General features: G+C 62.9%; 23 protein-coding genes. 13 read left to right on the forward strand and 10 right to left on the reverse strand.

Going from position 1 to position 25,589, the window contains the following annotated elements:
• Nucleotides 1–10: 10 nt before the first annotated feature.
• The 7 genes from smc (at nucleotide 11) to IVB31_RS16060 (ending at nucleotide 8,684) form a co-directional block, all read left to right on the forward strand.
• Complete coding sequence (gene smc, locus IVB31_RS16030; RefSeq protein WP_247323869.1) at nucleotides 11–3,475, forward strand: chromosome segregation protein SMC; 3,465 nt, start codon at nucleotides 11–13, stop codon at nucleotides 3,473–3,475.
• A gap of 60 nt (nucleotides 3,476–3,535) precedes the next feature.
• Nucleotides 3,536–4,507: a small ribosomal subunit Rsm22 family protein gene (locus IVB31_RS16035; protein WP_247323870.1), complete on the forward strand. Its 972-nt coding sequence runs from the start codon at nucleotides 3,536–3,538 to the stop codon at nucleotides 4,505–4,507.
• A 14-nt stretch (nucleotides 4,508–4,521) separates the two neighbouring features.
• Nucleotides 4,522–4,992: a hypothetical protein gene (locus IVB31_RS16040; RefSeq protein WP_247323871.1), complete on the forward strand. Its 471-nt coding sequence runs from the start codon at nucleotides 4,522–4,524 to the stop codon at nucleotides 4,990–4,992.
• Nucleotides 4,993–5,163: 171 nt separating this feature from the next.
• A complete protein-coding gene (locus IVB31_RS16045) occupies nucleotides 5,164–5,724 on the forward strand; it encodes a LemA family protein (RefSeq protein ID WP_247323873.1) in 561 nt (186 codons plus the stop codon).
• Nucleotides 5,725–5,756: 32 nt separating this feature from the next.
• Nucleotides 5,757–6,992: a M48 family metallopeptidase gene (locus IVB31_RS16050; RefSeq protein WP_247323874.1), complete on the forward strand. Its 1,236-nt coding sequence runs from the start codon at nucleotides 5,757–5,759 to the stop codon at nucleotides 6,990–6,992.
• 208 nt (nucleotides 6,993–7,200) lie between these two features.
• On the forward strand, nucleotides 7,201–7,953 hold the full coding sequence (locus IVB31_RS16055; protein ID WP_247323875.1) for a hypothetical protein: 753 nt from the start codon (nucleotides 7,201–7,203) through the stop codon (nucleotides 7,951–7,953).
• 62 nt (nucleotides 7,954–8,015) lie between these two features.
• Complete coding sequence (locus tag IVB31_RS16060; RefSeq protein WP_247323882.1) at nucleotides 8,016–8,684, forward strand: hypothetical protein; 669 nt, start codon at nucleotides 8,016–8,018, stop codon at nucleotides 8,682–8,684.
• Between the two features lie 38 nt (nucleotides 8,685–8,722).
• Here the strand turns inward: IVB31_RS16060 and IVB31_RS16065 are convergent, their stop codons facing one another.
• The 6 genes from IVB31_RS16065 to petA all read right to left on the reverse strand — a co-directional run bounded on the left by IVB31_RS16065 (nucleotide 8,723) and on the right by petA (nucleotide 16,442).
• Nucleotides 8,723–9,262, reverse strand: a complete 540-nt coding sequence (locus tag IVB31_RS16065; RefSeq protein WP_247323883.1) for an adenine phosphoribosyltransferase — start codon at nucleotides 9,260–9,262, stop codon at nucleotides 8,723–8,725.
• A 9-nt stretch (nucleotides 9,263–9,271) separates the two neighbouring features.
• Nucleotides 9,272–11,437 carry an anthranilate synthase component I gene (locus IVB31_RS16070; protein WP_247323885.1) on the reverse strand — a complete coding sequence of 722 codons (2,166 nt, stop codon included), beginning with the start codon at nucleotides 11,435–11,437 and terminating at the stop codon, nucleotides 9,272–9,274.
• A 250-nt stretch (nucleotides 11,438–11,687) separates the two neighbouring features.
• Nucleotides 11,688–12,839, reverse strand: a complete 1,152-nt coding sequence (locus IVB31_RS16075) for a DUF4375 domain-containing protein (RefSeq protein ID WP_247323887.1) — start codon at nucleotides 12,837–12,839, stop codon at nucleotides 11,688–11,690.
• A 115-nt stretch (nucleotides 12,840–12,954) separates the two neighbouring features.
• Nucleotides 12,955–13,629, reverse strand: coding sequence for a dienelactone hydrolase family protein (locus tag IVB31_RS16080; protein ID WP_015687965.1), 675 nt, complete (start codon nucleotides 13,627–13,629; stop codon nucleotides 12,955–12,957).
• A gap of 148 nt (nucleotides 13,630–13,777) precedes the next feature.
• Nucleotides 13,778–15,850 carry a cytochrome b/c1 gene (gene fbcH / locus IVB31_RS16085; protein WP_247323889.1) on the reverse strand — a complete coding sequence of 691 codons (2,073 nt, stop codon included), beginning with the start codon at nucleotides 15,848–15,850 and terminating at the stop codon, nucleotides 13,778–13,780.
• A gap of 61 nt (nucleotides 15,851–15,911) precedes the next feature.
• Nucleotides 15,912–16,442 (reverse strand): ubiquinol-cytochrome c reductase iron-sulfur subunit, encoded by a 531-nt coding sequence (gene petA, locus IVB31_RS16090; protein ID WP_247323891.1) that lies wholly within the window; start codon nucleotides 16,440–16,442, stop codon nucleotides 15,912–15,914.
• A gap of 277 nt (nucleotides 16,443–16,719) precedes the next feature.
• On the opposite strand from petA, the gene IVB31_RS16095 reads away from it, so the two are divergent.
• The 6 genes from IVB31_RS16095 to IVB31_RS16120 all read left to right on the forward strand — a co-directional run bounded on the left by IVB31_RS16095 (nucleotide 16,720) and on the right by IVB31_RS16120 (nucleotide 20,427).
• Nucleotides 16,720–17,178, forward strand: coding sequence for a tRNA (cytidine(34)-2'-O)-methyltransferase (locus IVB31_RS16095; RefSeq protein WP_247323911.1), 459 nt, complete (start codon nucleotides 16,720–16,722; stop codon nucleotides 17,176–17,178).
• Between the two features lie 19 nt (nucleotides 17,179–17,197).
• Entirely contained in the window at nucleotides 17,198–17,830 is a 633-nt protein-coding gene (queE, locus tag IVB31_RS16100) for a 7-carboxy-7-deazaguanine synthase (protein WP_247323893.1), read from the forward strand.
• 17 nt (nucleotides 17,831–17,847) lie between these two features.
• Nucleotides 17,848–18,213 (forward strand): 6-carboxytetrahydropterin synthase, encoded by a 366-nt coding sequence (locus IVB31_RS16105; RefSeq protein WP_247323913.1) that lies wholly within the window; start codon nucleotides 17,848–17,850, stop codon nucleotides 18,211–18,213.
• A gap of 16 nt (nucleotides 18,214–18,229) precedes the next feature.
• Nucleotides 18,230–19,129 (forward strand): oxygen-dependent coproporphyrinogen oxidase, encoded by a 900-nt coding sequence (gene hemF, locus IVB31_RS16110; protein ID WP_247323896.1) that lies wholly within the window; start codon nucleotides 18,230–18,232, stop codon nucleotides 19,127–19,129.
• On the forward strand, nucleotides 19,120–19,863 hold the full coding sequence (locus IVB31_RS16115) for an HAD family hydrolase (protein ID WP_247323900.1): 744 nt from the start codon (nucleotides 19,120–19,122) through the stop codon (nucleotides 19,861–19,863). Before hemF ends, IVB31_RS16115 begins: the two co-directional genes overlap by 10 nt.
• Nucleotides 19,864–20,217: 354 nt before the next feature.
• Nucleotides 20,218–20,427, forward strand: a complete 210-nt coding sequence (locus tag IVB31_RS16120) for a DUF2158 domain-containing protein (RefSeq protein ID WP_247323901.1) — start codon at nucleotides 20,218–20,220, stop codon at nucleotides 20,425–20,427.
• A gap of 238 nt (nucleotides 20,428–20,665) precedes the next feature.
• Here the strand turns inward: IVB31_RS16120 and IVB31_RS16125 are convergent, their stop codons facing one another.
• The 4 genes from IVB31_RS16125 to IVB31_RS16140 form a co-directional block, all read right to left on the reverse strand.
• Nucleotides 20,666–21,796 (reverse strand): LuxR C-terminal-related transcriptional regulator, encoded by a 1,131-nt coding sequence (locus IVB31_RS16125; RefSeq protein ID WP_247323903.1) that lies wholly within the window; start codon nucleotides 21,794–21,796, stop codon nucleotides 20,666–20,668.
• Nucleotides 21,797–22,232: 436 nt separating this feature from the next.
• Complete coding sequence (locus IVB31_RS16130) at nucleotides 22,233–23,306, reverse strand: TauD/TfdA family dioxygenase (RefSeq protein ID WP_247323905.1); 1,074 nt, start codon at nucleotides 23,304–23,306, stop codon at nucleotides 22,233–22,235.
• Between the two features lie 571 nt (nucleotides 23,307–23,877).
• Nucleotides 23,878–24,639 (reverse strand): hypothetical protein, encoded by a 762-nt coding sequence (locus IVB31_RS16135; RefSeq protein WP_247323907.1) that lies wholly within the window; start codon nucleotides 24,637–24,639, stop codon nucleotides 23,878–23,880.
• Nucleotides 24,636–25,043, reverse strand: coding sequence for a hypothetical protein (locus IVB31_RS16140; protein ID WP_247323909.1), 408 nt, complete (start codon nucleotides 25,041–25,043; stop codon nucleotides 24,636–24,638). The genes IVB31_RS16135 and IVB31_RS16140 overlap by 4 nt, the downstream gene beginning before the upstream one ends.
• Nucleotides 25,044–25,589 lie beyond the last annotated feature (546 nt).

Raw genomic sequence — 25,589 nt, forward strand, 5'->3', positions numbered from 1 at the left:
ATGCGTGCTTATGAAAATCACCCGCCTGCGCCTTCACGGCTTCAAGTCCTTCGTTGAGGCCACCGACTTCGTCATTGAGCCCGGCCTGACCGGCGTGGTCGGACCCAACGGCTGCGGCAAGTCGAATCTCGTCGAGGCGCTGCGCTGGGCGATGGGCGAGACCTCGTACAAATCGCTGCGCGCCGCCGACATGGACGCGGTGATCTTCGCCGGCTCCGGCAACCGCCCCGCGCGCAACCACGCCGAAGTGACGATGACGATCGACAACACCGATCGCACCGCGCCTGCGGCGATGAACGACAGCCAGCTTCTGGAAATCTCCCGCCGCATCGAGCGCGAGGCCGGTTCGGTCTACCGCATCAACGGCCGCGACGTGCGCGCCCGCGACGTGCAGATCCTGTTCGCCGACGCCGCCACCGGCGCGCGCTCGCCGGCTCTCGTCCACCAGGGCAAGATCGGCGAGATCATCCAGGCCAAGCCCGAGCAGCGCCGCCGCGTGCTGGAAGACGCCGCCGGCGTCGCCGGCCTGCATGCCCGCCGCCACGAAGCCGAACTGCGGCTGAAGGCGGCCGAAACCAACCTCACCCGTGTCGAGGACGTGATCGGCCAGCTCGCAGGGCAAATGGAGGGGCTGAAGAAGCAGGCCCGCCAGGCCGTGCGCTATCGCGAAGTTGCGGCCAAGGTCCGCAAGGCCGAAGCCACCCTGTTCCATCTGCGCTGGATCGGCGCCCATGCCGACGTCAACGAATCCGGCCAGACCCATGATCTCGCGGTCCGCGAGATGGCCGAACGCACCCAGCACCAGGCCCAGGCCGCCCGCATCCAGGCGATCCGCGCCGCCGAAATGCCGGCGCTACGTGATGCCGAAGCGCGCGCGGCGGCCGGGCTTCAGCGCCTGACCAACGCCCGCGAGCTGCTCGACCGCGAGGAAGAGCGCGCCAAGGAGCGCGTTGCCGAGCTCGAGCGTCGCCTTGCTCAGTTCGAAGGCGACATTTCCCGTGCTCAGCAACAAACCATGGACGCCGACGTCGCGCTGCAGCGCCTGGACGCCGAAGATTCCGAGCTCAAGGAAGAGATCAAGTCGCGTGTCGAGAAGCGCTCTGGCGTCGATGAGCGTGTCGCCGAAGCCGAGGCGGTGCTGACCGAAACCGAGCAGCAGTTTGCCGAGCTCACCACCGCGCTCGCGGACCTCACCGCCAAGCGCAATCAACTGGAAGCCAACGTCCGCACCCATCGCGACAAGCTCGCCCGGCTCGACCAGGAGATTTCGAACGTCGCGGCGGAAGAGCAGAAGCTCGCTGAGCAGACCGGCGGCTTCGGCGATCTCGACGAGCTGACCGCGACGGTCGAGAACGCCGAGCAGACGCTGGCGGCCTCGGAGGCCGCCGCTCAGGCGAGCGAAGCCGCGCACCTCGCTGCTCGCCAGACGCTGGAATCGTCGCGCTCGCCGCTGGTCGAAGCCGACAAGCGCGTGCAGCGGCTCGACACCGAGGCGCGCACGATCTCCAAGATCGTCAACGGCGAGACCAAGAATCTGTGGCCGCCGATCATCGACGGCATCACCGTCGACAAGGGTTTTGAAAAGGCGATCGGCGCCGCCCTCGGCGACGATCTCGACGCGCCGGTCGATCCGTCCGCGCCGATGCGCTGGACCAATGCCGGCGTCACCGACGGCGATCCGGAGCTGCCCGAGGGCGTCGTGCCGCTCGCGAGCCATGTGCAGGCGCCGGCCGAACTGGCGCGCCGTCTGGCGCAGATCGGCGTGGTGCCGCGCGAGCGCGGCGCTGAGCTCGTCTCGCAGCTCAAGACCGGCCAGCGGCTGGTCTCGCGTGAGGGCGACGTCTGGCGCTGGGACGGTTTTGTCGCCGCCGCCCACGCGCCGACCGGCGCCGCGCGGCGGCTTGCCGAGCGCGCCCGCCTCGTCGACATCGAGAACGAACTGGAGCAGGCCCGCATCGACGCGCAGATCAAGCGTCAGGCGCTCGAAGACGCCGAGTCCGAGCTGCAGATGGCCGCCAGCACCGAAGGCGCCTCTCGCGAAGCCTGGCGCGCCGCGCAGCGCGAGCTCAACGTCGCCCGCGAGCGCCATGCCACGGCCGAGCGCGAGATCAGCCGCCACGCCGCGCGCAAGGCGACGCTGTCGGAAGCGCACAGCCGTCTCGCCGCCGACCGTGCCGAGGCCGAAGCCGCCTACGAAACCGCCGAAGCCGGGATCTCCGAGCTGCCGTCGAGCGAGGACACCGAGACCCGTCTCGCCGCCGTCCGCAGCGACATCGAAGGCCATCGCCGCATGGCCGCCCAGGTCCGCGCCGAGGCGCAGGCACTGGCGCGCGAGGCCGAGCTCGCCGACCGCCGCGTGCAGGCGATCCTCGCCGAGCGCAGCGAATGGCAGAACCGCAAGGAGAGCGCTGCCTCCCATATCGACACCATCCAGGCCCGCATCGCCGAGCTCACAATCGAGCGCAGCGAGCTCGAGAATGCCCCCGCCGTGTTCGCCGAGAAGCGCAGCGCGCTGATCACCGAGATCGAATACGCCGAAAACGACCGCCGCATGGCCGCCGATGCGCTCGCCAGCGCGGAAAGCGCGATGGCCGAGACCGATCGCGTCGCCAAATTGACGCTCGAGGCGCTCTCCAGCTCCCGCGAGGCCACCGCCCGCGCCGAGGAGCGCATGGAAGGTTCGCGGCGCCGGCTCGAAGACATCGAGCGCGAGATCCGCGACATGCTGGAAGTCGAGCCGCAGGCCGTCGCGGGTCTGGCCGAGATCGAGCCCGGCGCGGAGCTGCCGCCGCTGCACGACATCGAGGAAGACCTCGAAAAAATGCGCCGCGACCGTGAGCGCCTGGGCGCGGTCAATTTGCGCGCCGAGGAAGAGCTGCGTGAGGTCGAGACCCAGCACAACGGTCTGGTCACCGAGCGCGACGACCTCGTCGAAGCCATCAAGCGGCTGCGTCAGGGCATCCAGAGCCTCAACAAGGAGGCGCGCGAGCGGCTGCTGACCTCGTTCGAGGTCGTCAACAGCCACTTCAAGCGCCTCTTCGTCGAGCTGTTCGGCGGCGGCGAAGCGGCGCTGCATCTGATCGAGAGCGACGATCCGCTGGAAGCCGGTCTTGAGATCATCGCAAAACCCCCGGGCAAGAAGCCGCAGACGCTGTCGCTGCTCTCGGGTGGCGAGCAGGCGCTGACCGCGATGGCACTGATCTTCGCGGTGTTCCTCACCAACCCCTCGCCGATCTGCGTGCTGGACGAAGTCGACGCGCCGCTCGACGACCACAACGTCGAGCGCTATTGCAACCTCCTGCACGAGATGACCAGCTCGACCGACACGCGCTTCATCATCATCACGCACAATCCGATCACGATGGCGCGGATGAACCGCCTGTTCGGCGTCACCATGGCCGAGCGCGGCGTCTCGCAACTGGTGTCGGTGAACCTGCAAGAGGCAGTGGACATTCTCGACCAGAACGTGGCGTGAGACTGCGGTCGTTTCACACCCATTGACGTCATCATCCGCCAAGGCGGATGATGACCACGGATGATGATCTCACCTGCTCTCCCAGCCGAACTGAAGGCCGCCCTGGACGCCAAGCTCCAGGGCTTCTCCCGCACCGATGCCGCGCAGCGGTCGTCGCGGATCTCCAATACCTATCGCACGGGCGGCGGTTCGGGCACGATCAAGTCGGACGCCGATGCGCTCGCCTACGCGCTCGCGCGCATGCCGGCGACCTACGCGGCTGTGGCCGCCAGCCTCAACGCGCTGACCGAGATCGCGCCGGGCTTCGCCCCGGAAACCCTGCTCGACGTCGGCGCAGGCCCGGGCACCGCGAGCTGGGCCGCCGCGGAAGCGTTTTCCTCGCTGCAAGATTTTACACTGCTCGACGCCAACGCCACGCTGAGCCGGCTCGCGCTCGAACTGGCGCGCGACAGCTCGCGACTGGCGGAGTGCCGCTATCTGCCGGGCGATGCCGGCGCGAACCTCGCCGAGGTCTCGCAATCCGATCTCGTCGTTGCGAGCTATGTCATCGGCGAGCTCAGTGAGGGCGATCAACGCAAGCTCGCGGAAACGATGTGGACGAAAGCGCGCCACGCGCTGGTCGTGATCGAGCCCGGCACGCCGGCCGGCTACGCGCGGATCCTCGCTTTGCGCCAGCAATTGATCGCGGCGGGCGCCTATGTCGCCGCGCCCTGCCCGCACGAGAAACCCTGTCCGCTGTCGGCGCCCGACTGGTGCCATTTCTCCCAGCGCCTGCCGCGCTCCCAAGCGCACCGCCAGATCAAGGGTGCCGAGGTGCCGTTCGAGGACGAACGCTTTATCTACGTCGCCCTGACCCGCAGCCCGCCCGCGACGCGTGCCGCACGCGTGCTGGCGCCGCCGGATGCCAGCAAGGCCGAGATCACGGCAAAGCTCTGCACTGAGGACGGCGTCGCCATCACCAAAGTGCCGCGCCGAGACAAGGTCGCCTATGCGGACGCAAGGCGTTGGCGCTGGGGTGCAACCGCGAATTGAGGTAGCATCGCCTTATGGCTGAAGGCTCCTCACTAGTCCTCGTATTTGATCGGAAGCGCTCCCTGGCGATCTGGCTGATTCCAGCGGGCCTGGTGGCGGTTGCGGTGGTGGCAGCCAGCTCAGGGGCGGACGTAGCAGGAGCTAGCGCCATCCTATGGCTGCTGCTGGCGAGCATGTTCTTCACCATTGCATCTCAGCGAACGACCGTTCACGTCGATCTTCGTGCAAGGAGGCTAAGAATCATCCGTCGTTTCTTCGGTCGATGGAGCAAGACAATCGTCGATTGCCCGTTCGACCAATGCCGCAAGCTCGGTCGTATCGAGTACGAGAGCGACGGCCATGCCTCGTATGGCGTTTATGTCGAACTGCTCAGCGGGAGGCGGCACGACATTCCTATAAAAGAAAAGACCGTCCGGGAAGCTGGCAGGGTCGCCGCCCAATTATCCGATGCCACTGGCATACCCAGGCTCGATGCGAGGTACTGAGGCGCAGCCCCTTGCCGTCCTGTCCGAAAGTTAACCTCGTTCCGGGCTTTTGCCTTGAACTTGGATGGTTCCAGATCCGACCAAGTCTTACCTTCCGTCTGCGCCGGGGCTCTCGCCTTGCGCCAATTTGGTCTAGGCTGCGCCCGCCTCAATCCCCCTCAGGAGTTCTCCATGTCGACCGGCTGGATCGTTCTCGGCGTCATCGTCGTCCTCGTGTTCTTCGCCTTCAGCGCCTACAACCGTCTGGTGGCGCTGGGCCAGCGCGTGGGCCAGGCCTTTGCCGACATCGACGTGCAGCTCAAGCAGCGCCACGATCTGATCCCGAACCTGGTCGAGACGGTGAAGGGCTATGCCTCGCATGAGCGCGGCACGCTCGACGACGTCATCAAGGCGCGCAATTCGGCGATGTCGGCGCAGGGCCCGACGCAGGTGTCCGCTGCCGAGAACCAGCTCTCCGGCGCGCTCGGCCGGCTGATCGCGCTGTCGGAGGCCTATCCCGACCTCAAGGCCAACGCCAATTTCCAGCAGCTCGCCAGCGAGCTCTCCGACCTCGAGAACAAGATCGCGGCCAGCCGCCGCTTCTTCAACAGCGCGGTCCAGGAATACAACACCGGCATCCAGCAAATGCCCGCAGCCGTGTTCGCCGGCATGTTCGGCTTCACCAAAAAGGACTTCTTCGATCTCGGCGCCAGCCGCACCGAGGTCGAGGCCACGCCGCAGGTGAAGTTCTGAGATGAGCCGATAGGCCGGCAGGGCATCGCGTCATGGCCGCGTATGGTCTCTACACGCACATCGCCTCGAACAAGTTTCGTTCGATGCTGCTGCTCGCCGGCCTGTTCGCGCTGATCTACGTGCTGGTCTATGCCGGCGCGCTGATCGCCGAAGTCGTCATCAACAGCGATGAGACCGTCGTCTATTATCTGAGCCGCGCCTTCTATGATCTGAAAGTCGCCGCACCGGTTGCGACCGTCGTGGCAGCGATCTGGATCGTGATCGCCTATTTCTTCCACCAGTCGATGATCGATGCCGTCACCGGCGGCCACGACGTCACCAGGCAGGAACAGCCGCGGCTCTATAATCTGCTCGAAAACCTCTGCATCTCGCGCGGCATCGCGATGCCGAAGCTGAAGATCATGGAAAGCCCGGCGCGGAACGCGTTCGCGACCGGCCTCAACCCGCGGCAATATGCGATCACCGTCACCACCGGTCTCCTCAAAGCGCTGAACGACAAGGAGATCGAGGCGGTGCTGGGCCACGAGCTGACCCACATCAAGAATGGCGACGTGCAGCTCATGGTGGTCGCCGTCATCATCGCCGGTGTGGTCGGGTTCTTCGGCGAATTGTTCTTCCGCCTGTTCACGAATTTCAGTTGGAGTTCCGGCTCCGGCGGATCGTGGTCGTCGGGTTCCTCCTCGTCATCGCGATCGTCCTCCTCGTCGAGCGACAGCAAGGGCTCCGGGGGCGGCGCGGTGATCGTCGTCATCATCGCGGTCGTGCTGATCGTGGTGGCCTGGCTGTTGTCGCAGGTGGTGAAGCTCGCGCTGTCACGGTCGCGCGAATATCTCGCCGATGCCGGCTCCGTCGAGCTGACGAAAAACCCGGACGCCATGATCTCGGCGCTGCGCAAGATCGAGAACCGCGGCGAACTGCCGGGCGCGACCTCGGCGGTGATGGAGCTTTGCGTCGACAATCCGCGCGAGGGCTTTGCCGATTTGTTCGCGACCCACCCGTCGGTGCAGTCCCGGGTCGACGCGCTGGTCAAATTCGCCGGCGGCCGTGATCCCGGCCCGCTGCCGCCACCTGGCTACGAGACGGAAGAATCGGAAGCGCAGGTCAGCCAGCAGCACACTCCGCCGCCGCTGCGCCAAGGCCCTTGGAAGGATGCCGGCGGCCCGGCCAGTCCGCCGCCCGTGCCCGCACCCAGCCCCGCCGGAACCGCAAGCAGCAATCCAACAGGCAAGCCCAAAGGCAATCTCATGGGTCCGTGGGGCCGCCATTGAGCGCGTGATTCGACGCCACGCGCGGCAGGTTTCGCCGCGATTGGGAAAAACCTCGGGAATTGCCGTAACTGCATGCCGAGGAATTGAATTCTCCCTTGTTTCTGCCATGTTCGCGCCCAACAGCAGACTTGGGACCTTCTTGGGACATCGATTTGGGGGCCCGGCCGATTGCGACCTCGCGATCGGGGGCGCGCGTTAGGGGACAGCAATGGCAAAGCCGGCAGTGGTTGTGGTGGGCGCGGACAAGGGCGGGGTCGGCAAGACCACTGTCTCGCGCACCCTGCTCGATTATTTTTCCGCCAACAACGTGCCGACGCGCGCCTTCGACACGGAGTCGCCGCGCGGAACCCTGAAGCGCTTCCACCCTGACATCACCGAGATCGTCGACATGACGACGACCTCCGATCAGATGAAGATCTTCGACACGCTCAACGCGACGAGCCCGTCGGTGACCGTGATCGACGTCCGCGCCGGCCTGCTCTCGCCGGCGCTGGCCTCGCTGCGCGACATCGGTTTCCTCGACGCCGCCAAGGCCGGCCAGATCACCTTCGCGGTGTTCCACATCCTCGGACCCTCGATCGCCTCCCTGGACGAGATCGCCGAGACCGCCGGCTTCATGACTGGCGCAAAGTATTTCCTGGTGAAGAACTTCATCAACGACACCCAGTTCTTCCAGTGGGACCAGGCGACCTACAATTCCTACTTCCACCGCATCAAGGATGCGACCGAGCTGACCATCCCCAAGCTGAACGAAATGGCCTATGAGCAGGTCGAGGTGTCCTCCGTCCCGTTCCTGAAATTCGTCGCCAACAAGGGCATCAACGACGAAGCCGCGAACTATTCGTTCGTGCTGCGCGGCTATGTCCGGCACTGGCTGGCGAATGTCTGGAGCGAATTCGACCGGATCCGGCTGACCGACATCGTCGGCTCGAAATCCGCGACCCGCAACAGCGAAAAATAGTTGCGGAGCCCGGGCGGATACGGCTGGATTGGGCGGTGAATTCGCTCAGATAATAGTTCGTGATGCCCGCAACGCCCCTCTACATCATCTGCTCGCCCCGCCCGCAGGTCGGCAAGACCTTGCTGGCGCGGCTTTTGAGCGAATTCCTGCTGCTCAAGAACGGCAACGTCACGGCCTTCGACGTCAACCTGAAGGAGCCGTCGCTGCTCGACTATCTGCCCAAGATCACCGAAACCGCCGACGTGATCGACACCTACGGCAAGATGCAGCTGATGGACCGCGTCATCGTCGATGACGGGCTTGCCAAGGTGATCGACCTCGGCTTCCACGCCTTTGACGAGTTCTTCAAGATGGCCGACGAGATCGGCCTGCTGAAGGAAGCGGCACGCCGCCACGTCGCCCCGATGATCCTGTTTGTGGCCGACACCGACCGCGTCTCGGCCCGCGCCCACGAGATGCTGTGCGGCCAGATCCCGCGGATGAACCTGATCACGGTGGACAACGAGCACATCGTGCGCGGCGAGCTGCCGGCCGCGATGAATGCCGGCCGGGTGTTCCGCCTGCCCGCGCTGCCCGGCTTCCTCAAGACCTATGTCAACCGGCTGAACTTCTCCTTCACCGGCTATCTGCGCCAGGAGAAGGACGCCTCGACCGAGCTGCACCAGTGGACCCGGCGCAATTACCTCGCCTTCCGCGAGCTCGAGCTCAGCCTGATCCTGCAACGCTCATAGGTAAGAATTCACCCGGGCGTTATTCTTCCCGTCCCGGCTCAGTGCCCCTCGAAAGTCATCAGCGTGCGCACCGGCACGTCCATGGCGCGCAGCTTGGCGGCGCCGCCAAGCTCGGGCAGGTCGATGATGAAGCAGGCGGCGACCACGTTGGCGCCGATCTGACGCAGCAGCTTCACGGCGCCTTCCGCGGTGCCCCCGGTGGCAATGAGGTCGTCGACCAGGATCACGCGCTCGCCGGGCTGGATGGCATCGACATGCATCTCCATCTCGTCGAGGCCGTATTCCAGCGAGTAGGCGATGCGCACCGTGGTGTGCGGCAGCTTGCCTTTCTTGCGGATCGGCACGAAGCCCGCGGAGAGCTGATGCGCCACTGCGCCGCCGATGATGAAGCCGCGCGCCTCCATGCCGGCGACCTTGTCGATCTTGTTGCCGGCCCAGGGGTTGACGAGCTCGTCCACCGCGCGGCGGAACGCGCGCGCATCCGCGAGCAAGGTCGTGATATCGCGGAACATGATCCCCGGCTTGGGATAGTCGGGAATGGTGCGGACACTCGCCTTCAGGTCGTGGTCAAAGGTCATAGATTCCTCTCAACTGACCGGCGCATCCAGCCGGAACGCATTCTCGACAATCTTCAAGCCCACCTCGTTGCCGAGCGACATCAGCGATTCCGGGTGGAATTGCACGCCACCGACCGGCAGGGTCTTGTGCTCGATCGCCATGGCGACGCCGTCCTCGGTGCTGGCAGTGACGGACAACACCTCGGGCATGCTGTCGCGCTCGACAAACAGCGAATGATAGCGGCCGATCACGATCTCGTTCGGCAGATTGCGCATCAGGCGCCCGCCACGCACCTGCACCCGCGAGGGCCGGCCGTGGGCGGGATGCGTGAGCTGACCGAGTTCGCCGCCAAAATATTCGCCGATGGCCTGCACGCCGAGGCAGACACCGAACACCGGCAGCTTGTTCTCCAGCGCCGCGTCGATGGTCTTCTTGATTCCGAAATCCTCAGGCCTGCCGGGCCCGGGTGACAGCACCAGCAAATCCCACCTCTTCCGCTTGAGCATGTCGAGCGCATGCACATGGCGGACCACGGTGACATCGGCGCCGACCTGGCGGAAATAATCGGCCAGCATGTGCACAAAACTGTCGTCATGATCGATCAACAGCACCCGCTTGCCCGAACCGGTGGCATCAGGTGCGAAGGTCGACAAAGGCTTCGGCGGATCGCCGCGCAGCGCCTGGAACAGGGCTGCGGCCTTGACCTGGCACTCGCGGTCTTCGGCGGCGGGATCTGAATCGAAAAGGCAGGTGGCGCCGACGCGCACTTCGGCGAGGCCGTCCTTCATGCGGATAGTGCGGATGGTGAGGCCGGTGTTGATGCTGCCGTCAAAATTCACCGCGCCAATCGCGCCGGCATACCAGCGCCGCGGCGAGCGCTCGTGGTCCTCGACGAACTGCATCGCCCAAAGCTTTGGCGCGCCTGTCACGGTGACGGCCCAGGCATGGGTGAGGAACGCATCGAGCGCATCGAAGCCGGGACGCAGCATGCCCTCGACATGGTCGACGGTGTGGAAGAGCTTTGAGTAGGTCTCGATCTGCCGCCGCGCCAGCACCTTGATGGTGCCGGGGACGCAGACGCGCGCCTTGTCGTTGCGGTCGACGTCGGTGCACATGTTGAGCTCGAACTCGTCCTTCTCCGAGTTCAGGAGCTGACGGATCTGCTCGGCATCGCCGATCGCATCGGTGCCGCGCGCGATGGTGCCCGAGATCGGGCAGGTCTCGACGCGGCGTCCGTCGGAGCGCACGAACATTTCCGGCGAAGCCGAGACGAGAAACTCGCCCTCGCCGAGATTCATCAGCGCGCCGTAAGGCGACGGGTTGATGACGCAGAGTCGCTGGAACACTTCGGCCGGCGAGCGGTCGCAGGGTTCGGCGAAGAGCTGCCCCGGCACTGCCTCGAAGAGATCGCCACGCGCAAAAGCCGCGCGCGCGGTCTCGACGGTGGCCTGATATTCGCCGGGCGCGTGATCGGCAAAGCCCTGGCGCGGTGTCTTGAGGTATGGGCTCTCCGCGGTCTCGTGCGGCAGGCCCGCGGTCGACTTGCCCTTCCACGCGAAATCGTAAGTGAGCACGACGCCGCGACCGGTGGCGCGGTCGTAGGCCAGCAGGCGATCGGGGACATAGAGCACGATGTCGCGCTGATCGCTCTCACGTGCGCGCTTCTGCACGATGTCCTCGATCTGGAACACGAGGTCGTAGGCGAAAGCGCCGAACAGGCCGAGCAGCCCGTCGTCATTGGCCGAGAAGGCGGCGACGAGATCGCGCACCAGCGACATCACGCTGGCGCGCCGCGTGCGTTGGTCTTCGTCGATCGGGGCATCGCCGCGGATGATGTGGCCGGACAGGCGCGTGGCGGACTTCTCGGAGACCAACACACAGGGCTCGCGCAGCACGTCAGCGAGGAAGGCGATCAGCACCTCACCGCGCGCGTTCAGCGCTTCCAGCTTGAAGTTGATGCCAGTGGTTTCAAGCTTGAGCGGCGGATCGGAAAAGCCGAGGTCGAAACTCTCGTAGCGGCCGGGCACGGTCGTGCCCGAGGACAACACCACGCCGCGGCGACGGTCGAGCAGGCTGACGAGATCGTCGAGCCTGTTGGCGCCGCCGGTAAACTGCTCGGCCACGCGCGTGACCGCGAGACCGCCGCGGGTCACGTACTCGCTTCTGGCAGGGAGGGCAAAGACTGTCCTGTTCATGGGGTCCTCTTACGAAACTTGCCGAGGGAACGCCACACAGGACAAACGATCAGGCCGCCGCACTGTGCAGGCGACCTCAGACGATTTGGGAAAGGAAAATCGCACCGGCCACCTCTTCAGGAGGTGCGCCACCAAAGACGGGTTGGGCGGACGGCGGTGCTCATGGGGCGGATACTCACCATGGCGCGGGGACGGCGTCAAGGGTGGCTAGGCTGCCTCGACCGGCAAAATGGCGCAAATCGCAACGAGGTTATCGCCGGTCTTGCAGGCTGTCGCGCCCCACGGCCGCCTCTGCGGCATGACGTTCGATTTCGTCTCGCACTGCCGTGAGCAAGAGCTCTCCGTCAGATCCGATGACTTGGGCGCGGTCGCCAAAGGTTTCGACCATGACGCCGGTCTTTCCTGTGACCGCACACCATGTGGCCCGATCTTCGCTCACGCTCAAGGCCGTGATCACCGCGACGGAATCCAGACTTAACTTCCGCAACAGCAGGTCGATCGCTTCGGCCGCAAGGTTTTGTTTGGCATTTCTCGAGAAGTTCTGGATGGTGTCAGTCTCCACAGTCGACAGCCACGCGCCCACCATCGGACTGCGCGCGGCAAGTTCGTAAAGTCGTCCACCCTCCTCGTTAAAGGCGCATAGCCGCGAGCCCTTGTTGGTCTTTACGCCGAACGCCTTGCATTTCTGCCCCTCCACATCTGTGTCGAATCCTGGCAGCACCATGAGCTTGAGCTCTGGCTCAGGCATCACGGCCCCGCAGGCCGCCGCGACCGTGATCTGCAAGTCGTCAGTCATTTGAAAGCTGATGTGGCGAACGCTTTGCCAGATCCGCCGCTGCAACAGATGTGGCTGAAGTTGCGCAAGCCGCTCGATTTCGGAAAAATACTGCTCCTGCGCAACGATGTGCAATTCGGGCCAGCTTGCGATCCATCGGGCCGCGAGTTGTGTCATTGGTTGCTGTCGTTCTGCCTCATAGAAGCGACTATCAAGCGCATTGAGCACAGCGGGGCGATTTTCGAAGCCGTTCTGCTGTGCAGCCTCGCTCGGATGTTCCTCCACCCAGGCGATCATCTCTTGCAAGATCTGGTGTTGCGCGCTCGCTCCCATCGCTTCCAATCCAGCGAGTGCATCGCCGGACGTCGTTGTGAGCATCGCGATTCCCGTGTTACCGATAAACTGACTGTGACCGCCGTTGTTGACCTGAGCGAGATAGTAGTCAGCGTGATAGGCCTGCATAGCCGCGGCCGGGAGCTCACCTCTCGTGTAGACGCCGACGCGCTGGATCTCGTTGACGTAGTGGACCACAGCGCCGGTGAGATACTCGGCCTTCTCGGGGTCCCGGGCCGCTTCCAGTTCCTCGCGGGGCACCACAACCTTGGTCAGGCGGCCATCCACAATCATCGTGCTCCCCCGCAGTCGCATGGCGAATGCCTTGCGACTGCAGCTTATGATTGCGGCGGTCGATTTTCAATCGTGACGCGGCAGTAGCGCTGATCGCGGCTTGCCGGCGCCCAGCCTACCCCAGATGCTTCCGGAAAAACTCCGTCGCCCGGCCCCAGGCGAGCTCGGCGGCTTCGCGGTCGTGCACGGCCTGGCGCTGCTCGTTGACGAAAGCGTGCTCGGCGTCATAGCGGAACAGCTCCAGCGACTTGCCGGCGGCCTTCATGGCCTTTTCGAAGCCATTGACCAGCTCCGGCGTGCACCAATCGTCCTTGTTGGCGAAATGGGCCTGGAGCGGAATCTTGACGTCGGCGGGCTTGGCCGCCTGCTCCGGCGGAATGCCGTAGAAGACCACGCCGGCCGCAAGCTCCGGGATTTTGGTCGCGCCGATGATGGTGACGGCGCCGCCGAGGCAGAAGCCTGTCAGCCCGACCTTGGCGCCGTTGCGCGACAGATATTGCGTGGCGCCGCGCACCGTCTGCGTGGTGGCGTCCATGAAATCGAGCGAGTTCATCTCTTTGCCCGCGGCGTCCGTGTCGTGGTACGGCACCACCTTGCCCTTGTAGAGATCGGGCGCCAGCGCATCGAAGCCTGCCAGCGCAAAGCGGTCACACAGGCCCTTGATCTGGTCCGACAGGCCCCACCATTCCTGGATCACCACCACGCCCGGCGCGTTGCCGCGCGCGGCGTTGGCGAGATAGCCCGAGGCGTCCTTGCCGTCCGGACGCTTGAAGGTGATGGCGGTTCCCATGGTGTCCTCCGATGAGTTTCTGGGGGATGGTTGGCGGCATTTTGGCCGCTGCGAGCGCGATAGGCAATCGCGCCGGACAACACACGCGCGTGTGCAACAAAAAAGCCCCCTCGCGGGGGCTTCTTCATTCTCGTCTCGTGTGCGCCGCTCAGTGCGAGTCGGCCCAGACCTTTTTCTTGGTGAAGTACATCAGGAACGCGAAGATGATCAGGAACACGAACACCTGCGCACCGAGGCGCTTGCGCGATTCCATGTGCGGTTCGGCGGTCCACATCAGGAACGTGGTGACGTCCTTGGCGTATTGCGCGACCGTGGCCGGCGAGCCGTCATCATAGGTCACCTGACCGTCGCTGAGCGGCTTCGGCATCTTGATGGCGTGGCCCGGGAAGTACTTGTTGTAGTAGGAGCCCTCCGGGATGGTCACCCCCTCCGGCGCCTTGTCCTCAAAGCCCTGGAGCACCGCCGCGACGTAGTCCGGGCCCTGCTCTTGATACTGGGTGAAGAAGTCGACGATGAACATCGGGAAGCCGCGGCCATAGGAACGCGCCTTGGTGATCAGCGACAGATCGGGCGGCGCCGCGCCACCGTTCGCCGCACGGGCCGCCTGCTCGTTCGGGAACGGCGAGGGGAAATAGTCTGCCGGCCGGCCGGGACGCTCGAACATGTCACCCGTGTCGTTCGGACCGTCCTTGACCTTGTAGTCGGAGGCAAACGCCGCCGCCTGCGCCACGGAATAGCCGGGGCCGCCGGCTTCCGCGAGGTTACGGAAGGCGATGTAGGACAGGCCGTGACAGTTCGCGCAGACTTCCTTGTAGACCTTCAGGCCGCGCTGGAGCGCGCCGCGATCGTACTTGCCGAAAGGCCCGGCGAACGACCATTTGTTGCCCGGCGGCTTGTCGCTGCCTTCGTTGGCGCGGGCACTGTCGATCGAACTCGCGAATAACGAGCCTGCGAGCGCCAGAACGATGGCGGTAGAGACCATCGGCGTCGATCTGCTGCCGGTCTTGGCAAGCACTGCATCCGAGATCGAGTTCGGCACCGGCCGCGGCTTCTCGATGCGCGCAAGCAGCGGCAGCACGATCAGGAAGTAGGCGAAGTAGCAGAACGTCAGGACCCGGCCGGCGATCACATAGATGCCTTCCGGCGGCTGCGCGCCGAGATAGCCGAGCAGGATGCAGACCGCGACGAAGATCCAGAAGAACTGCTTGGCCAGCGGACGGTACTTCGACGACTTCGTCCTGGCGGCGTCAAGCCAGGGCAGGAAGCACAGGATGATGATCGCCGAGAACATCCCGATCACGCCCGCGAGCTTGTTCGGGATCGAGCGCAGGATCGCGTAGAACGGCAGGTAATACCATTCCGGCACGATGTGCGGCGGCGTCACGCCCGGATTCGCCGGAATGTAGTTGTCGGCGTCGCCGAGATAATTCGGCATGTAGAAGATGAACCAGGCGTAGAGCAGCATGAAGCAGGCGACGCCGAAGCCGTCCTTGATGGTCGCGTGCGGCGTGAACGGAACCGTGTCCTTTTCCGTCTTCGGCTCGACGCCGTCGGGATTGTTCTGGCCGGCGACGTGCAGCGCCCAGACGTGGAGCACGACGACGCCCGCGATCAGGAACGGCAGCAGGTAGTGCAGCGAGAAGAAGCGGTTCAGCGTCGGGTTGCCGACCGAATAGCCGCCCCACAGCAGCGTCACGATGCTCTCGCCGACATAGGGAATGGCGGAGAACAGATTGGTGATGACGGTGGCGCCCCAGAAGCTCATCTGGCCCCACGGCAGCACGTAGCCCATGAAGCCGGTCGCCATCATCAGGAGGTAGATGATGACGCCGAGGATCCACAGCACCTCGCGCGGCTCCTTGTAGGAGCCGTAATAGAGGCCGCGCAGCATGTGGACGTAGACCGCGAAGAAGAACATCGACGCGCCGCAGGCGTGCATGTTGCGCAGCAGCCAGCCGTAATTGACGTCACGGACCAGAAGCTCGACCGACTTGAAGGCGAGATCGGCATGCGGCGTGTAGTGCATCGCCAGGATGACGCCGGTCAGGATCTGCATCCCCAGCATGAAGGAGAGGATGGCGCCGAAGGTCCACCAATAGTTCAAATTGCGCGGGGTGGGATAAATGACGAAGGAGGAATGGACGAGACCGAGGATCGGCAGACGTCGCTCGATCCATTGCAGGGCCGGATTGCTCGGCTGGTAGTCGGATGGTCCGCTCATGATGCGATCCTGAGGAATAAGACGACGAGACGGCGCGAAGCTTCGGACGCGGGTCCGAAGCTCAGCCGATCTGGATTTTGGTGTCGGAAACGAACTGGTACGGCGGCACCGGCAGGTTCGCGGGCGCGGGCCCTTGGCGGATGCGGCCGGACGAATCGTACTGCGAACCATGGCAGGGGCAGAAGAACCCGTCGTAATTGCCCTCATGAGCGATCGGGATGCAGCCGAGATGGGTGCAGATGCCGATCACAACCAGCCACTGGTCATGGCCGGACTTGACCCGGGCCTCGTCGGCTTGCGGATCGGGCAGGCTCGCCACGTTGACGGCGCGCGCCTCGTCGATCTGCTTCTTGGTGCGGTGGCTGATGTAGATCGGCTTGCCGCGCCAGAACACCTTGATGTCCTGCCCCTCGGCGACCGGGCTGAGATCGACCTCGATCGGCGCACCGGCCGCGATGGTCGACGCATCAGGATTCATTTGAGAGATGAAGGGCCAGAGCGCGGCTGCGCCCCCTACTGCTGCAGCTGCCCCCGTTGCAACGAATAAGAAATCACGGCGTGTCGGATGGTCCGCCGAAGACGCTGTCGTCACGATTCCAACCCTTTCTTCTTATGCTGCCAGCGGAACCGCTCCAGAGGCCCCCAAGGCCCCAGAACAGCCTGCCGGCGCCCGCGGCCCCCCGCGGCGGCAGAACTTCGCATGTCCCCACCAAAACAGGTCGAAAACAGCAGTCCAGAATCGTTCTATTCGCACCCTTGCCGGGCGAGCGCAAGCCCGCTATCGGCGCGGGAGCGTGCAATGCACGCTTTCCCGGCCAAGCGATGTTTTATTGAGACAATTCTGTCCTCTTCACCCCGGTCGTCACGCCATGCAGATCGCGCTTTTCCAACCCGACATCCCCCAGAACACCGGCACAATTCTCAGGCTCTGCGCCTGTCTGGACGTGGCCGCCCATATCATCGAACCGGCAGGCTTCCCCGTCTCCGACCGGCATTTCCGCCGGGCGGGAATGGATTACCTCGATCAGGTCAGCATCGTCAGGCACGATTCCTGGTCGAAATTCCAGCAATGGCGGGCGGCCCAGGGCTGCCGCCTGCTGCTGTTCACCACCAAAGGGGCGACCGACTACCGCGATTTCCATTACCAGACGCCGGACATCCTGCTATTCGGGCGCGAGAGCGCCGGCGTCACCGACGCGGTGGTCGAGGCCGCCGATGCGCGGCTGCTGATCCCGATCGCGCCGGGGCTGCGCTCGCTCAATGTCGCGATGAGCTTGGCGATGGCCGCAGGCGAAGCGCTGCGGCAGATCCGGAACCAGCAGGTTTGATAAGGTTGAGGAGAGACGGTTGAGTTACGCGGTCAAGGAAATCTTCCTGACCCTGCAAGGCGAAGGCGCCCATGCCGGGCGCGCGTCCGTGTTTTGCCGTTTTGCCGGCTGCAATCTCTGGAGCGGCCGCGAGGCCGATCGCGCAAGCGCGACCTGCAAATTCTGCGACACGGATTTCGTCGGCACCGACGGCACGCTCGGCGGCCGCTATGCCTCGGCTGAGGAACTCGCCGGCACCATCGCCGCGCAATGGACGGCCTCGGCCTCCAACCGCTACGTGGTGCTGACCGGCGGCGAGCCGCTGCTGCAGGTCGATGCCGCGCTGGTCGATGCGCTCCACGCGAAAGGCTTCGAGATCGGCGTCGAGACCAACGGCACGATCGCTGCGCCCGCAGGGCTCGACTGGATCTGCGTCAGCCCCAAGGGCGGCAGCGAGCTCGTCCAGCGCCGCGGGCACGAGCTGAAGCTGGTCTATCCGCAGGCACTCGCCGCGCCCGAGGCCTTCGAGGGCCTCGCCTTCGAGCGCTTCTCGCTGCAGCCGATGGACGGGCCCGAAGCCGCCGAAAACACCGCCCGCGCGATCGACTATTGCCTGCATCATCCGCAATGGCGGCTCAGCGTGCAGACGCATAAATCGCTGGGCATCAGATAGGATTGGTTTTCGAACAGATGTGGGAATTGACGAAATCGTTCCGCTTCGAGGCGGCGCATTCTCTGTCGGGAACGACGTTCGGTGCGGACAGCGAAGAGATCCACGGCCACTCCTTTCGCGCCGAGGTGACGTTGCGCGGCACGCCGGACCCCAAGACCGGCATGGTGGTCGATCTCGGCCTGGTCCAGCGCGCCATCGAGGACGTGCGCGTGATGCTGGACCACAAGTACCTCAACAAGATCGAGGCGCTGGGCAACCCGACGCTGGAAAACCTGTCGCGCTTCGTCTGGGAGCGGCTACAGCACATTGGCAAGCTCACCCGCGTGAGCATCCACCGCGACAGTTGCAGCGAGAGCTGCACCTATTACGGTCCGCAAAGCTGACGACAAGGCTGATAGAATGACATCCACATTGGACCCGAGCTTGATCGAAGACCGCAAGACCCGCGCCCGCGCCTGGTTCGAAGCTTTGCGCGACGACATCTGCGCAAGCTTCGAGCGGCTGGAAGATGACGCGCCGCAAGGCTTGCATCCGGGCGAGGCCGGCCGCTTCAAGCGCACGCCCTGGCAGCGCACCGATCATACCGGCGCGGCCGGCGGCGGCGGCGTGATGTCGATGATGTCAGGCCGCCTGTTCGAAAAGGTCGGCGTGCACTGCTCGACCGTGCACGGCGAGTTCGCGCCCGAGTTTCGCGCGCAGATTCCCGGCGCCGCGGACGACCCGAAATTCTGGGCCTCCGGCATCTCGCTGATCGCGCATCTGCGCAATCCGCATGTCCCCGCCGTGCACATGAACACGCGCTTCGTCGTCACCACAAAAGCCTGGTTCGGCGGCGGCGCCGACCTCACGCCGGTGCTCGACCGCCGGCGCACGCAAGAGGATGCCGACAGCATCGCCTTCCACGCCGCGATGAAACAGGCCTGCGCGCAGCCGAACGGAATCGCCGATTACGACAAGTACAAAAAATGGTGCGACGAATATTTCTACCTGCCGCACCGGAAAGAAGCCCGCGGCATCGGCGGCATCTTCTACGACTGGCACGACAGCGGCGACTGGGACGCCGACCTCGCCTTCACGCAGGATGTCGGCCGCGCTTTCCTGAAGATCTATCCTGACATCGTGCGGCGCAATTTCGCGACCGCCTGGACGCCGGCAGATCGTGAGGAGCAATTGATCCGGCGCGGCCGCTATGTCGAGTTCAATTTGCTTTACGACCGCGGCACCATCTTCGGGCTCAAGACCGGCGGCAATGTGGATTCGATCCTGTCGTCGCTGCCGCCGGAGGTGAAATGGCCATGAGCACCGCGATGCCGCCGCTGCCGCGCGCCATGTTGATCGACATGGACGACACCATCCTGTCGGCCTATGGCCGGCCCGAGATCGCCTGGCACACGATCACGACCGAGTTTGCCGAGGAGTTCGCACCCCTGCCGCCGCAGCAGGTCGCAACCGCGGTGCTGGCCTTCGCACGAAACTTCTGGGCCAATGCGGACGCCGCGTGGCGGCTGAAGCTCGCCGAGGCCCGGCACCTGACGGTCAAGGGCGGCTTTGCCGCGCTTGCGGCCGCCGGCCATCGCGCACTATCAGACGATCTCGCCATTCGCCTCGCCGACCGCTTCACCACCTATCGCGAGGAGGAGATGTTCGTCTTCCCCGGCGCGCATGAGGCGATCGACAAATTGAAGGCGCTCGGCGTCAAGCTCGCGCTGGTGACCAACGGCGCCGCCGACACCCAGCGCGCCAAGGTCGAGCGCTTCGAGCTGGCGCACCGCTTCCACCACATCCAGATCGAGGGCGAGCACGGCTTCGGCAAGCCCGAGGAGCGCGCCTATCTGCACGCGATGGAAGCGCTCGGCGTCACCGCCGCCGACACCTGGATGATCGGCGACAATCTGGAATGGGAAGTGGTGACGCCGCAGCGCCTCGGCATCTACGCGATCTGGATCGACGTGCATGGCGACGGCCTGCCCGAAGGCTCGACCGTCAAGCCCGACCGCATCATTCGTTCGCTTGGCGAACTTTTGCCGGAGTGATCAAGGCCTCGAAAACAAAAACGTTGAAAACAACCCCATGCACAGTAGCCGGCTGCAGCAAAACCAAGGACTTACGGCGGGCGCGCTTTTCTTGCGGATTTTACGAAAACCTTTGACTCGTCGGGCAAAACAGGGGCATGGTGGTATCATCGCCGCGCCCAGGATCGAAGAGTCCTTGCGTGCCCTCGAGCGATCCCCCCACTCGAACCTCCGTCATCGACGTTTCAGTCTGCGCGGCGGACACGCGCAGCCGTAGCGCATCCGCGGACCCGCAGCCGTGATCGGCATGTCATGACGGCTTGCTAGCCTCTTCCGTCAATCAACTCTCTGACAATCAACCTGAAAGGACCATCCATGGAACTGAAAGCCGGCGACATCGTAATGCTGAAATCCGGCGGGCAGCCGCTCACCGTTGCTGAAGTGAAGGGCGACGACGTGCTCTGCCTCTGGATGGGCGTCGAAGGCGATCTGTTTCGCGAGACGCTGCCGCTCGTCGTGCTCGAGCAACTGGAAGAGCTCGACGACGATGAGGACGAAGATGATGAGGACGAAGACGAGGAGTAGGCACGGCTAAGGCCGCAGCCCAATTGATCGGAGCACTCGTCTCCGGCGCTCTCGATGTCCGCTTCTCCGCCAATAGCGGCGCATTAGCGGACATCGCTGTTGCCACAAGTGGTCTCTTCGATGAATTCATGGGCGCGCGGTGACATCAACCTGCAAAATGCGCCCGAGGCAGTCGCGTGCACGGGCACCTTCGCAGCACATTTCATGCTGCGGTGCTCATCGGGCAGCGCAAGCAGTCTTACCCAGGAAATGCCCTGGCATGTCCCGCGACAAGCTTGATCAAGTCAGCCTGACGGCGCACGCCAGTCTTTCCAAAGATGTTTTGGAGATGAGTTTTCACGGTGGCCTCACTGACGCCAAGCGCCTCCGCCATCTCCGATACTCCGCTGACTCTCAGCAACGCATCCAGGACCCGCGCTTCGCTCGGCGTGAGCTGGAATTGTCGCGCCGCCACTTCGGTCGGATAAGACGCCGCCACTGATATCTTCCGGACGAAGACGGCAGCGACCGCGGAGTGATGGCCCCCGGCTTGACGACGCGTGCCCGACGTCAGCGGAAGGATATCAGCGACCCAATTGTCGCCAGGCTTGCTGGAGAGCGGAATGGCAACACCGTCCGCGCCGATCGCAGCATCGCCACCGCTCGCGGCGGCGACAACATTGCGCAAGACCTGCGCCGCATGCGGCTCCACGGCAATCAGATTATTGTTAGCGGTTCGAAGGACCGCCGCCTCACCAAGCAGCGCTTGCGCCGCCAGGTTGGCGAATGCGATACGACAATGTTCGTCCAGCAGAAAAACGCCGACGTCGAGCCGGTTGAGCGCATCCGACAGACTTCCAGCCTTTTCCTTGTGAAGGTCGATGACCTTGCCGATCAGCACCGCGCGGCGCACGTGGGGAACCAGCAGTTGCATGCGCTGTCGCATATTGTCGTCGGCAAGCCCCTGGCGCTCGCTTCGAAAAACTCCGAACTGAGCGAAGCTCGTTGCGGTTTTGTCGAGCGTGGCAGCCAGATGATCGGCCCACCCGTTCGGCTTGACCCACTCCTTGTAGAAAATCGTCTCGACGAACTCATCATAAGGCAAAACGTTGGTCGTGCTGTAGATCTCCTCAACGTTGAAAAAGAATTGAGCCGTCAAGCTGGGATCGAAACGGATATACTTATTGAAGTACGCATCCACACTGGACGGTTCAACATTGTAGACGAAGTGAAGTTCGCCCTGAACGGTGATGTCCTTCCAATAGATTCCAGCTGCAGTTCCGCCGACGAACTGCGTCGCCTGATCGAGAACGCCGACCCACAAGCTGGAGTCGAGTGCTGCGTCGTAGATATTGCCGATCAGCTGCGACAAAAGTTCCGGATCGACCATTCCCGACACCGCTCATTCCACGGACTGCAACATCGATGCGGACTATCGCATCGACCAATCTGTGGGATACCAGTGCACTCGAAGACCTATGGCCTTCAGCGTGTGTATGGCGCGAGTTGATTGCCTCCCACCTTGGTCGAGCGTTGTACAGGACGTGGGATATCGCAGGCCAGCTTAGATTTGATGCACCATGATCATGGCAAACTGCTTGACGGCGCGACGAACAGGCATTTGGTCGAAGGGACGGCGGTGACAGTGCGTCAACCCATGCGCTTTCCAGCTCTGCAACCAGGATGAAGAGGACGACGAAGACGAGGAGTAGGCACGCCTGAGACCGCGTCCTCGTTGGATCGGAGCGTTCGGCTCTGCCGAACCCTGATGTCCGCTTCTCTGCCAATATCGGCACAGGAGCGGACATCGCCGGATGCTTCAAACGTCAATCCAAGGGAACGTTCAAACTGGTCCCTTTGGTGACAATGCCGCCACGATTGCCAATCTCAATCGAGCCATAGCGCTGCTTGAAACAATTGGGCAGCGGCCGGTCGCCTTCCATGCTGAGCCAAAGGCGCAGCAGATGACGTTTTTGACCTGCATTGGGCCAATCGCGGAACCCGGTCCGATCATGCAACAAGGCATGATTGTAGACGAACTGCATGTCACCTGGCTGAAGCCGCATGCCGAAATGCAGAGCGGGATCATTTGCGAGCGCGTCGAAGAGATCGAGCGCCTCGACGTGAGCCGGCGTCAGTCTTGGCGCATCGGGAAAGCGCTGCGCACTATCGATATACTGGCGCTGATAGAACCCGGTCAGGAACCGCGCATGCCAATTCAGCACCGGGATCTCAAGATATGGCTTTTCGTTCTCCGGCACCTCGCCGCGCCGGTCCGTCGCGATCGGATCAAACAAGAGAGCGGCGAGGTCGGGACGTCTGTCAAACATCTGGTTGTAGATGGTCGTCGTACTGACAAGGAGAGAATCCCCTCCCTCCATCGCCTCGCGAATGCATAGCAGTCCGACCACGTCGGAGGAATCCGTGTGAAATGTTTGTCGTTCCGACGTTTGGTAAATCCGGGTGTTCGGATCCTTCGCATCGGCGCCTGTGTCACGGACGTGACCGAGAATGTGCCCCGCTGCATTTTGCGACCGCGCCGATCCCAGATGCGCGCCCACTCCGCAAAATATCGTAGCGGCAAACTCCTGGCTGTATTTTTCCACCGGCAGGCCCCGTATGACTTCGAAGCCCAGGCCGACCAGCAGATTTCTCTTGAGCTCCTCCAGGTGCACGCCGAAGCGAGGAAGCGAAAAGCTCTCCTTCGTGATCTCAGCGATGGTCTTGCTCCGGCCGAGATAGGATTCGGCCGCGTTCTCGAGTTCCGCGATCTCGCTGGCCCCAAGCGATATCAGCCATCGATCAGGATTGGCCTTCATCTCAGCGCCTTGCCAGGCGGACGGGATGTCGATCTTCCCTGGAGGGCGATTGATCCCGCCGGGCGCTGAGATCGCGTTCATAGTGTTGGCTCCTGGAGAGGATTGGTCGTCAGAAAAGGGGCGGAGGCTCGAGGGTATTGTGCGGACCGCTTGTTTTCAACTTGGCCAGGGTAACTGCCCTGATCACGAGAGGTAACCGTCGCACGTAACGTTGAAGATCGAAACTTACGCCGCAACGCAAACTGATGACTCGCGATATTACGTATCACGGTGACAGTGCACTTAAATTGCCTCGTTCCGCTTTAAGCCCGGCAAGCGCGGACCGAATCCGGCCAGCACGGTCTGACGGTGATGATTAAGTGCCCTGTCGCGTAATTCCCATTGCGAGCCAACCGGTGCATAGTGCGATATGGCTAAAAAGTGACATTCAGAATCCTACGTGTCGCAGAGGGCGACCGGAAGATACTCGCCGAGTATCTGGACAGCGAGCAACGTGAAATTATCGCATTTGCCAGCAAGGCGGATGCCGACGGCTGGATCAACGGTGACCGCAAGATCGCGTGGCTTCACACCCAGGGCTACGCCAAGAGACTTGAGAGCAAGTGTCCTGACAGGCCGAATCGCAGCGACAGTGCCGGACTACACCCCGCAATCAGGGAAGCGCGGGCACGACGCGAACGGCTTGCTCGAAAGGTGATCTGTTCGGCGAAAACGTCCGGATGAGTATGGCCTTGGTTCCGTCGGTACCAACGTTGAACCACAATAGCTTTCGATTCTTCGGACTAGTAACCATTTCCTGGAGGCGATTTGAGAGAATTACATTTTCATTGTTTGCGAACGTCTTGATATCCTGCGACGAAAATTGTGGACCAAAACCAAAGGATGGATATACCCCGTTAGTTGGGAGGCCATGCCAGTGTTTGCCAATGTACTTGATATCGTCGTCGCTAGGCTTTTCGACAGTCATTCCTTCATGAATCAAAAAGAAACTTGAAACGGAAATATTGATCTTTTGATCGTCGATAGTCGGAAGGACATCGCTACCCCGCATCCACTCTCCGAAGCGTGAGATTTTCAGGCGTGTGTCTTGCTTACTATCTTGCAACTTCGCTACCTGTATAGAAACAAAGGTCCTTTGCTCAGAGTCGGTTATCGGGACTATTGCATTGCCTATCGCGAAAACTAGCCTTGACCTGTCAAACGGGATTCGCACGCAGCCATAGAGGGGAAGAAGTGACGCGCCTTCGAGACCGTTTGGAAGCCAGTAAAGCTGACCAGCCCAGTCTAGACTGGACGTGAGCTTACCGGGAGTGAACGACGTTTCAGTTGGGCTGTGGCAATCGTCGGCTTGCACAGAAGAACAATTCGTCAAAGCTGCAATGACGGTGCAAACAAACAAGGAAATATGCCTCATGGATTTTTGTCTCCCGATTTCAGGACTGCCGGAACAAGCAGCATGACCCATATGACGAGAATACCTTTGATAAAGGTTGGATCGAAAATGAACTTCAATGCGGCGCTATCGGTCGTGTCCTTGAGCGCGACGATTTTCACGATATCGATATTGGCTGCCCAAACGACATAAGAAAAGGTCAAGAAGACGACCTGCAATAGGTTTCTAACGCCAAGGACTCGGTAATAGAAAAAAGGGGCGATCACCAAAATTACAATTGCAAAGAAAAGGAGAAAGCCATCTTGGGAATTGTTTTCGGGAGTTATGAGAGTTCGAATCGCGATATATGCCCCCGTAATTTCGGCCGGTAACAGCTTGTAGAGTCGATCTAGATTATTATCCGTTTTTTTGATTTCACGTGACATGCCCACCACCCCTTGCTTGAACTTTAGGTTGTTATTCCAACTTCACACAGGGACTTTCGTTAGACAAGAGCAACCTAAAGCTAGGATAGGCTGGGATTACGGTGACTGTTGCACTCAACTTTCCTCGCGCGCCCCGCTCGGCTTCGGCCGGCGCTTGGCCGGCTTGAGAAGAATTTTGGATTGCCGAGGGGGCGGCCTATGGGTCTCGGCGCCGCGTAGCCGCTCGATCATGCCGGGGTCGCTCCTCGGACAGAAAGCTCGAAAAGTCCAGATAGCATTCGCGGATCGGCGCGTTTGCGGTGATAGCGTCGCCGCGGCCGCCGACATGGGCGCGGACGCTAGACCAGCGCCAGTCGCGGCCTCGTTCGACGAGCCGCGCCCGCACCGCGATTACGGTGACGGTGCACTCAATTGAACCCGCTCCGCTTCAAACCCAGCGAGCGCGGACCGAAGCAAGCGCTGTCTGGCTGTGATGATTATGTGCACTGAAGATCATCTAGCCGGCCTCCGCGACCGCGGGGGTGGTGGAGCTAAAGTGAGTTCGCA

This window comes from Bradyrhizobium sp. 21 (assembly GCF_023073335.1).
Lineage (GTDB): Bacteria > Pseudomonadota > Alphaproteobacteria > Rhizobiales > Xanthobacteraceae > Bradyrhizobium.

What these genes read in the sequence shown, in the direction of transcription:
- smc (WP_247323869.1), top strand. Translation starts at nt 11, where the DNA reads ATGAAAATCACCCGCCTGCGCCTTCACGGCTTCAAGTCCTTCGTTGAG.
- IVB31_RS16035 (WP_247323870.1), top strand. Translation starts at nt 3,536, where the DNA reads ATGATGATCTCACCTGCTCTCCCAGCCGAACTGAAGGCCGCCCTGGAC.
- IVB31_RS16040 (WP_247323871.1), top strand. Translation starts at nt 4,522, where the DNA reads ATGGCTGAAGGCTCCTCACTAGTCCTCGTATTTGATCGGAAGCGCTCC.
- IVB31_RS16045 (WP_247323873.1), top strand. Translation starts at nt 5,164, where the DNA reads ATGTCGACCGGCTGGATCGTTCTCGGCGTCATCGTCGTCCTCGTGTTC.
- IVB31_RS16050 (WP_247323874.1), top strand. Translation starts at nt 5,757, where the DNA reads ATGGCCGCGTATGGTCTCTACACGCACATCGCCTCGAACAAGTTTCGT.
- IVB31_RS16055 (WP_247323875.1), top strand. Translation starts at nt 7,201, where the DNA reads ATGGCAAAGCCGGCAGTGGTTGTGGTGGGCGCGGACAAGGGCGGGGTC.
- IVB31_RS16060 (WP_247323882.1), top strand. Translation starts at nt 8,016, where the DNA reads ATGCCCGCAACGCCCCTCTACATCATCTGCTCGCCCCGCCCGCAGGTC.
- IVB31_RS16065 (WP_247323883.1), bottom strand. Translation starts at nt 9,262, where the DNA reads ATGACCTTTGACCACGACCTGAAGGCGAGTGTCCGCACCATTCCCGAC.
- IVB31_RS16070 (WP_247323885.1), bottom strand. Translation starts at nt 11,437, where the DNA reads ATGAACAGGACAGTCTTTGCCCTCCCTGCCAGAAGCGAGTACGTGACC.
- IVB31_RS16075 (WP_247323887.1), bottom strand. Translation starts at nt 12,839, where the DNA reads ATGATTGTGGATGGCCGCCTGACCAAGGTTGTGGTGCCCCGCGAGGAA.
- IVB31_RS16080 (WP_015687965.1), bottom strand. Translation starts at nt 13,629, where the DNA reads ATGGGAACCGCCATCACCTTCAAGCGTCCGGACGGCAAGGACGCCTCG.
- fbcH (WP_247323889.1), bottom strand. Translation starts at nt 15,850, where the DNA reads ATGAGCGGACCATCCGACTACCAGCCGAGCAATCCGGCCCTGCAATGG.
- IVB31_RS16095 (WP_247323911.1), top strand. Translation starts at nt 16,720, where the DNA reads ATGCAGATCGCGCTTTTCCAACCCGACATCCCCCAGAACACCGGCACA.
- IVB31_RS16105 (WP_247323913.1), top strand. Translation starts at nt 17,848, where the DNA reads ATGTGGGAATTGACGAAATCGTTCCGCTTCGAGGCGGCGCATTCTCTG.
- hemF (WP_247323896.1), top strand. Translation starts at nt 18,230, where the DNA reads ATGACATCCACATTGGACCCGAGCTTGATCGAAGACCGCAAGACCCGC.
- IVB31_RS16115 (WP_247323900.1), top strand. Translation starts at nt 19,120, where the DNA reads ATGGCCATGAGCACCGCGATGCCGCCGCTGCCGCGCGCCATGTTGATC.
- IVB31_RS16120 (WP_247323901.1), top strand. Translation starts at nt 20,218, where the DNA reads ATGGAACTGAAAGCCGGCGACATCGTAATGCTGAAATCCGGCGGGCAG.
- IVB31_RS16125 (WP_247323903.1), bottom strand. Translation starts at nt 21,796, where the DNA reads ATGGTCGATCCGGAACTTTTGTCGCAGCTGATCGGCAATATCTACGAC.
- IVB31_RS16130 (WP_247323905.1), bottom strand. Translation starts at nt 23,306, where the DNA reads ATGAACGCGATCTCAGCGCCCGGCGGGATCAATCGCCCTCCAGGGAAG.
- IVB31_RS16135 (WP_247323907.1), bottom strand. Translation starts at nt 24,639, where the DNA reads ATGAGGCATATTTCCTTGTTTGTTTGCACCGTCATTGCAGCTTTGACG.
- IVB31_RS16140 (WP_247323909.1), bottom strand. Translation starts at nt 25,043, where the DNA reads ATGTCACGTGAAATCAAAAAAACGGATAATAATCTAGATCGACTCTAC.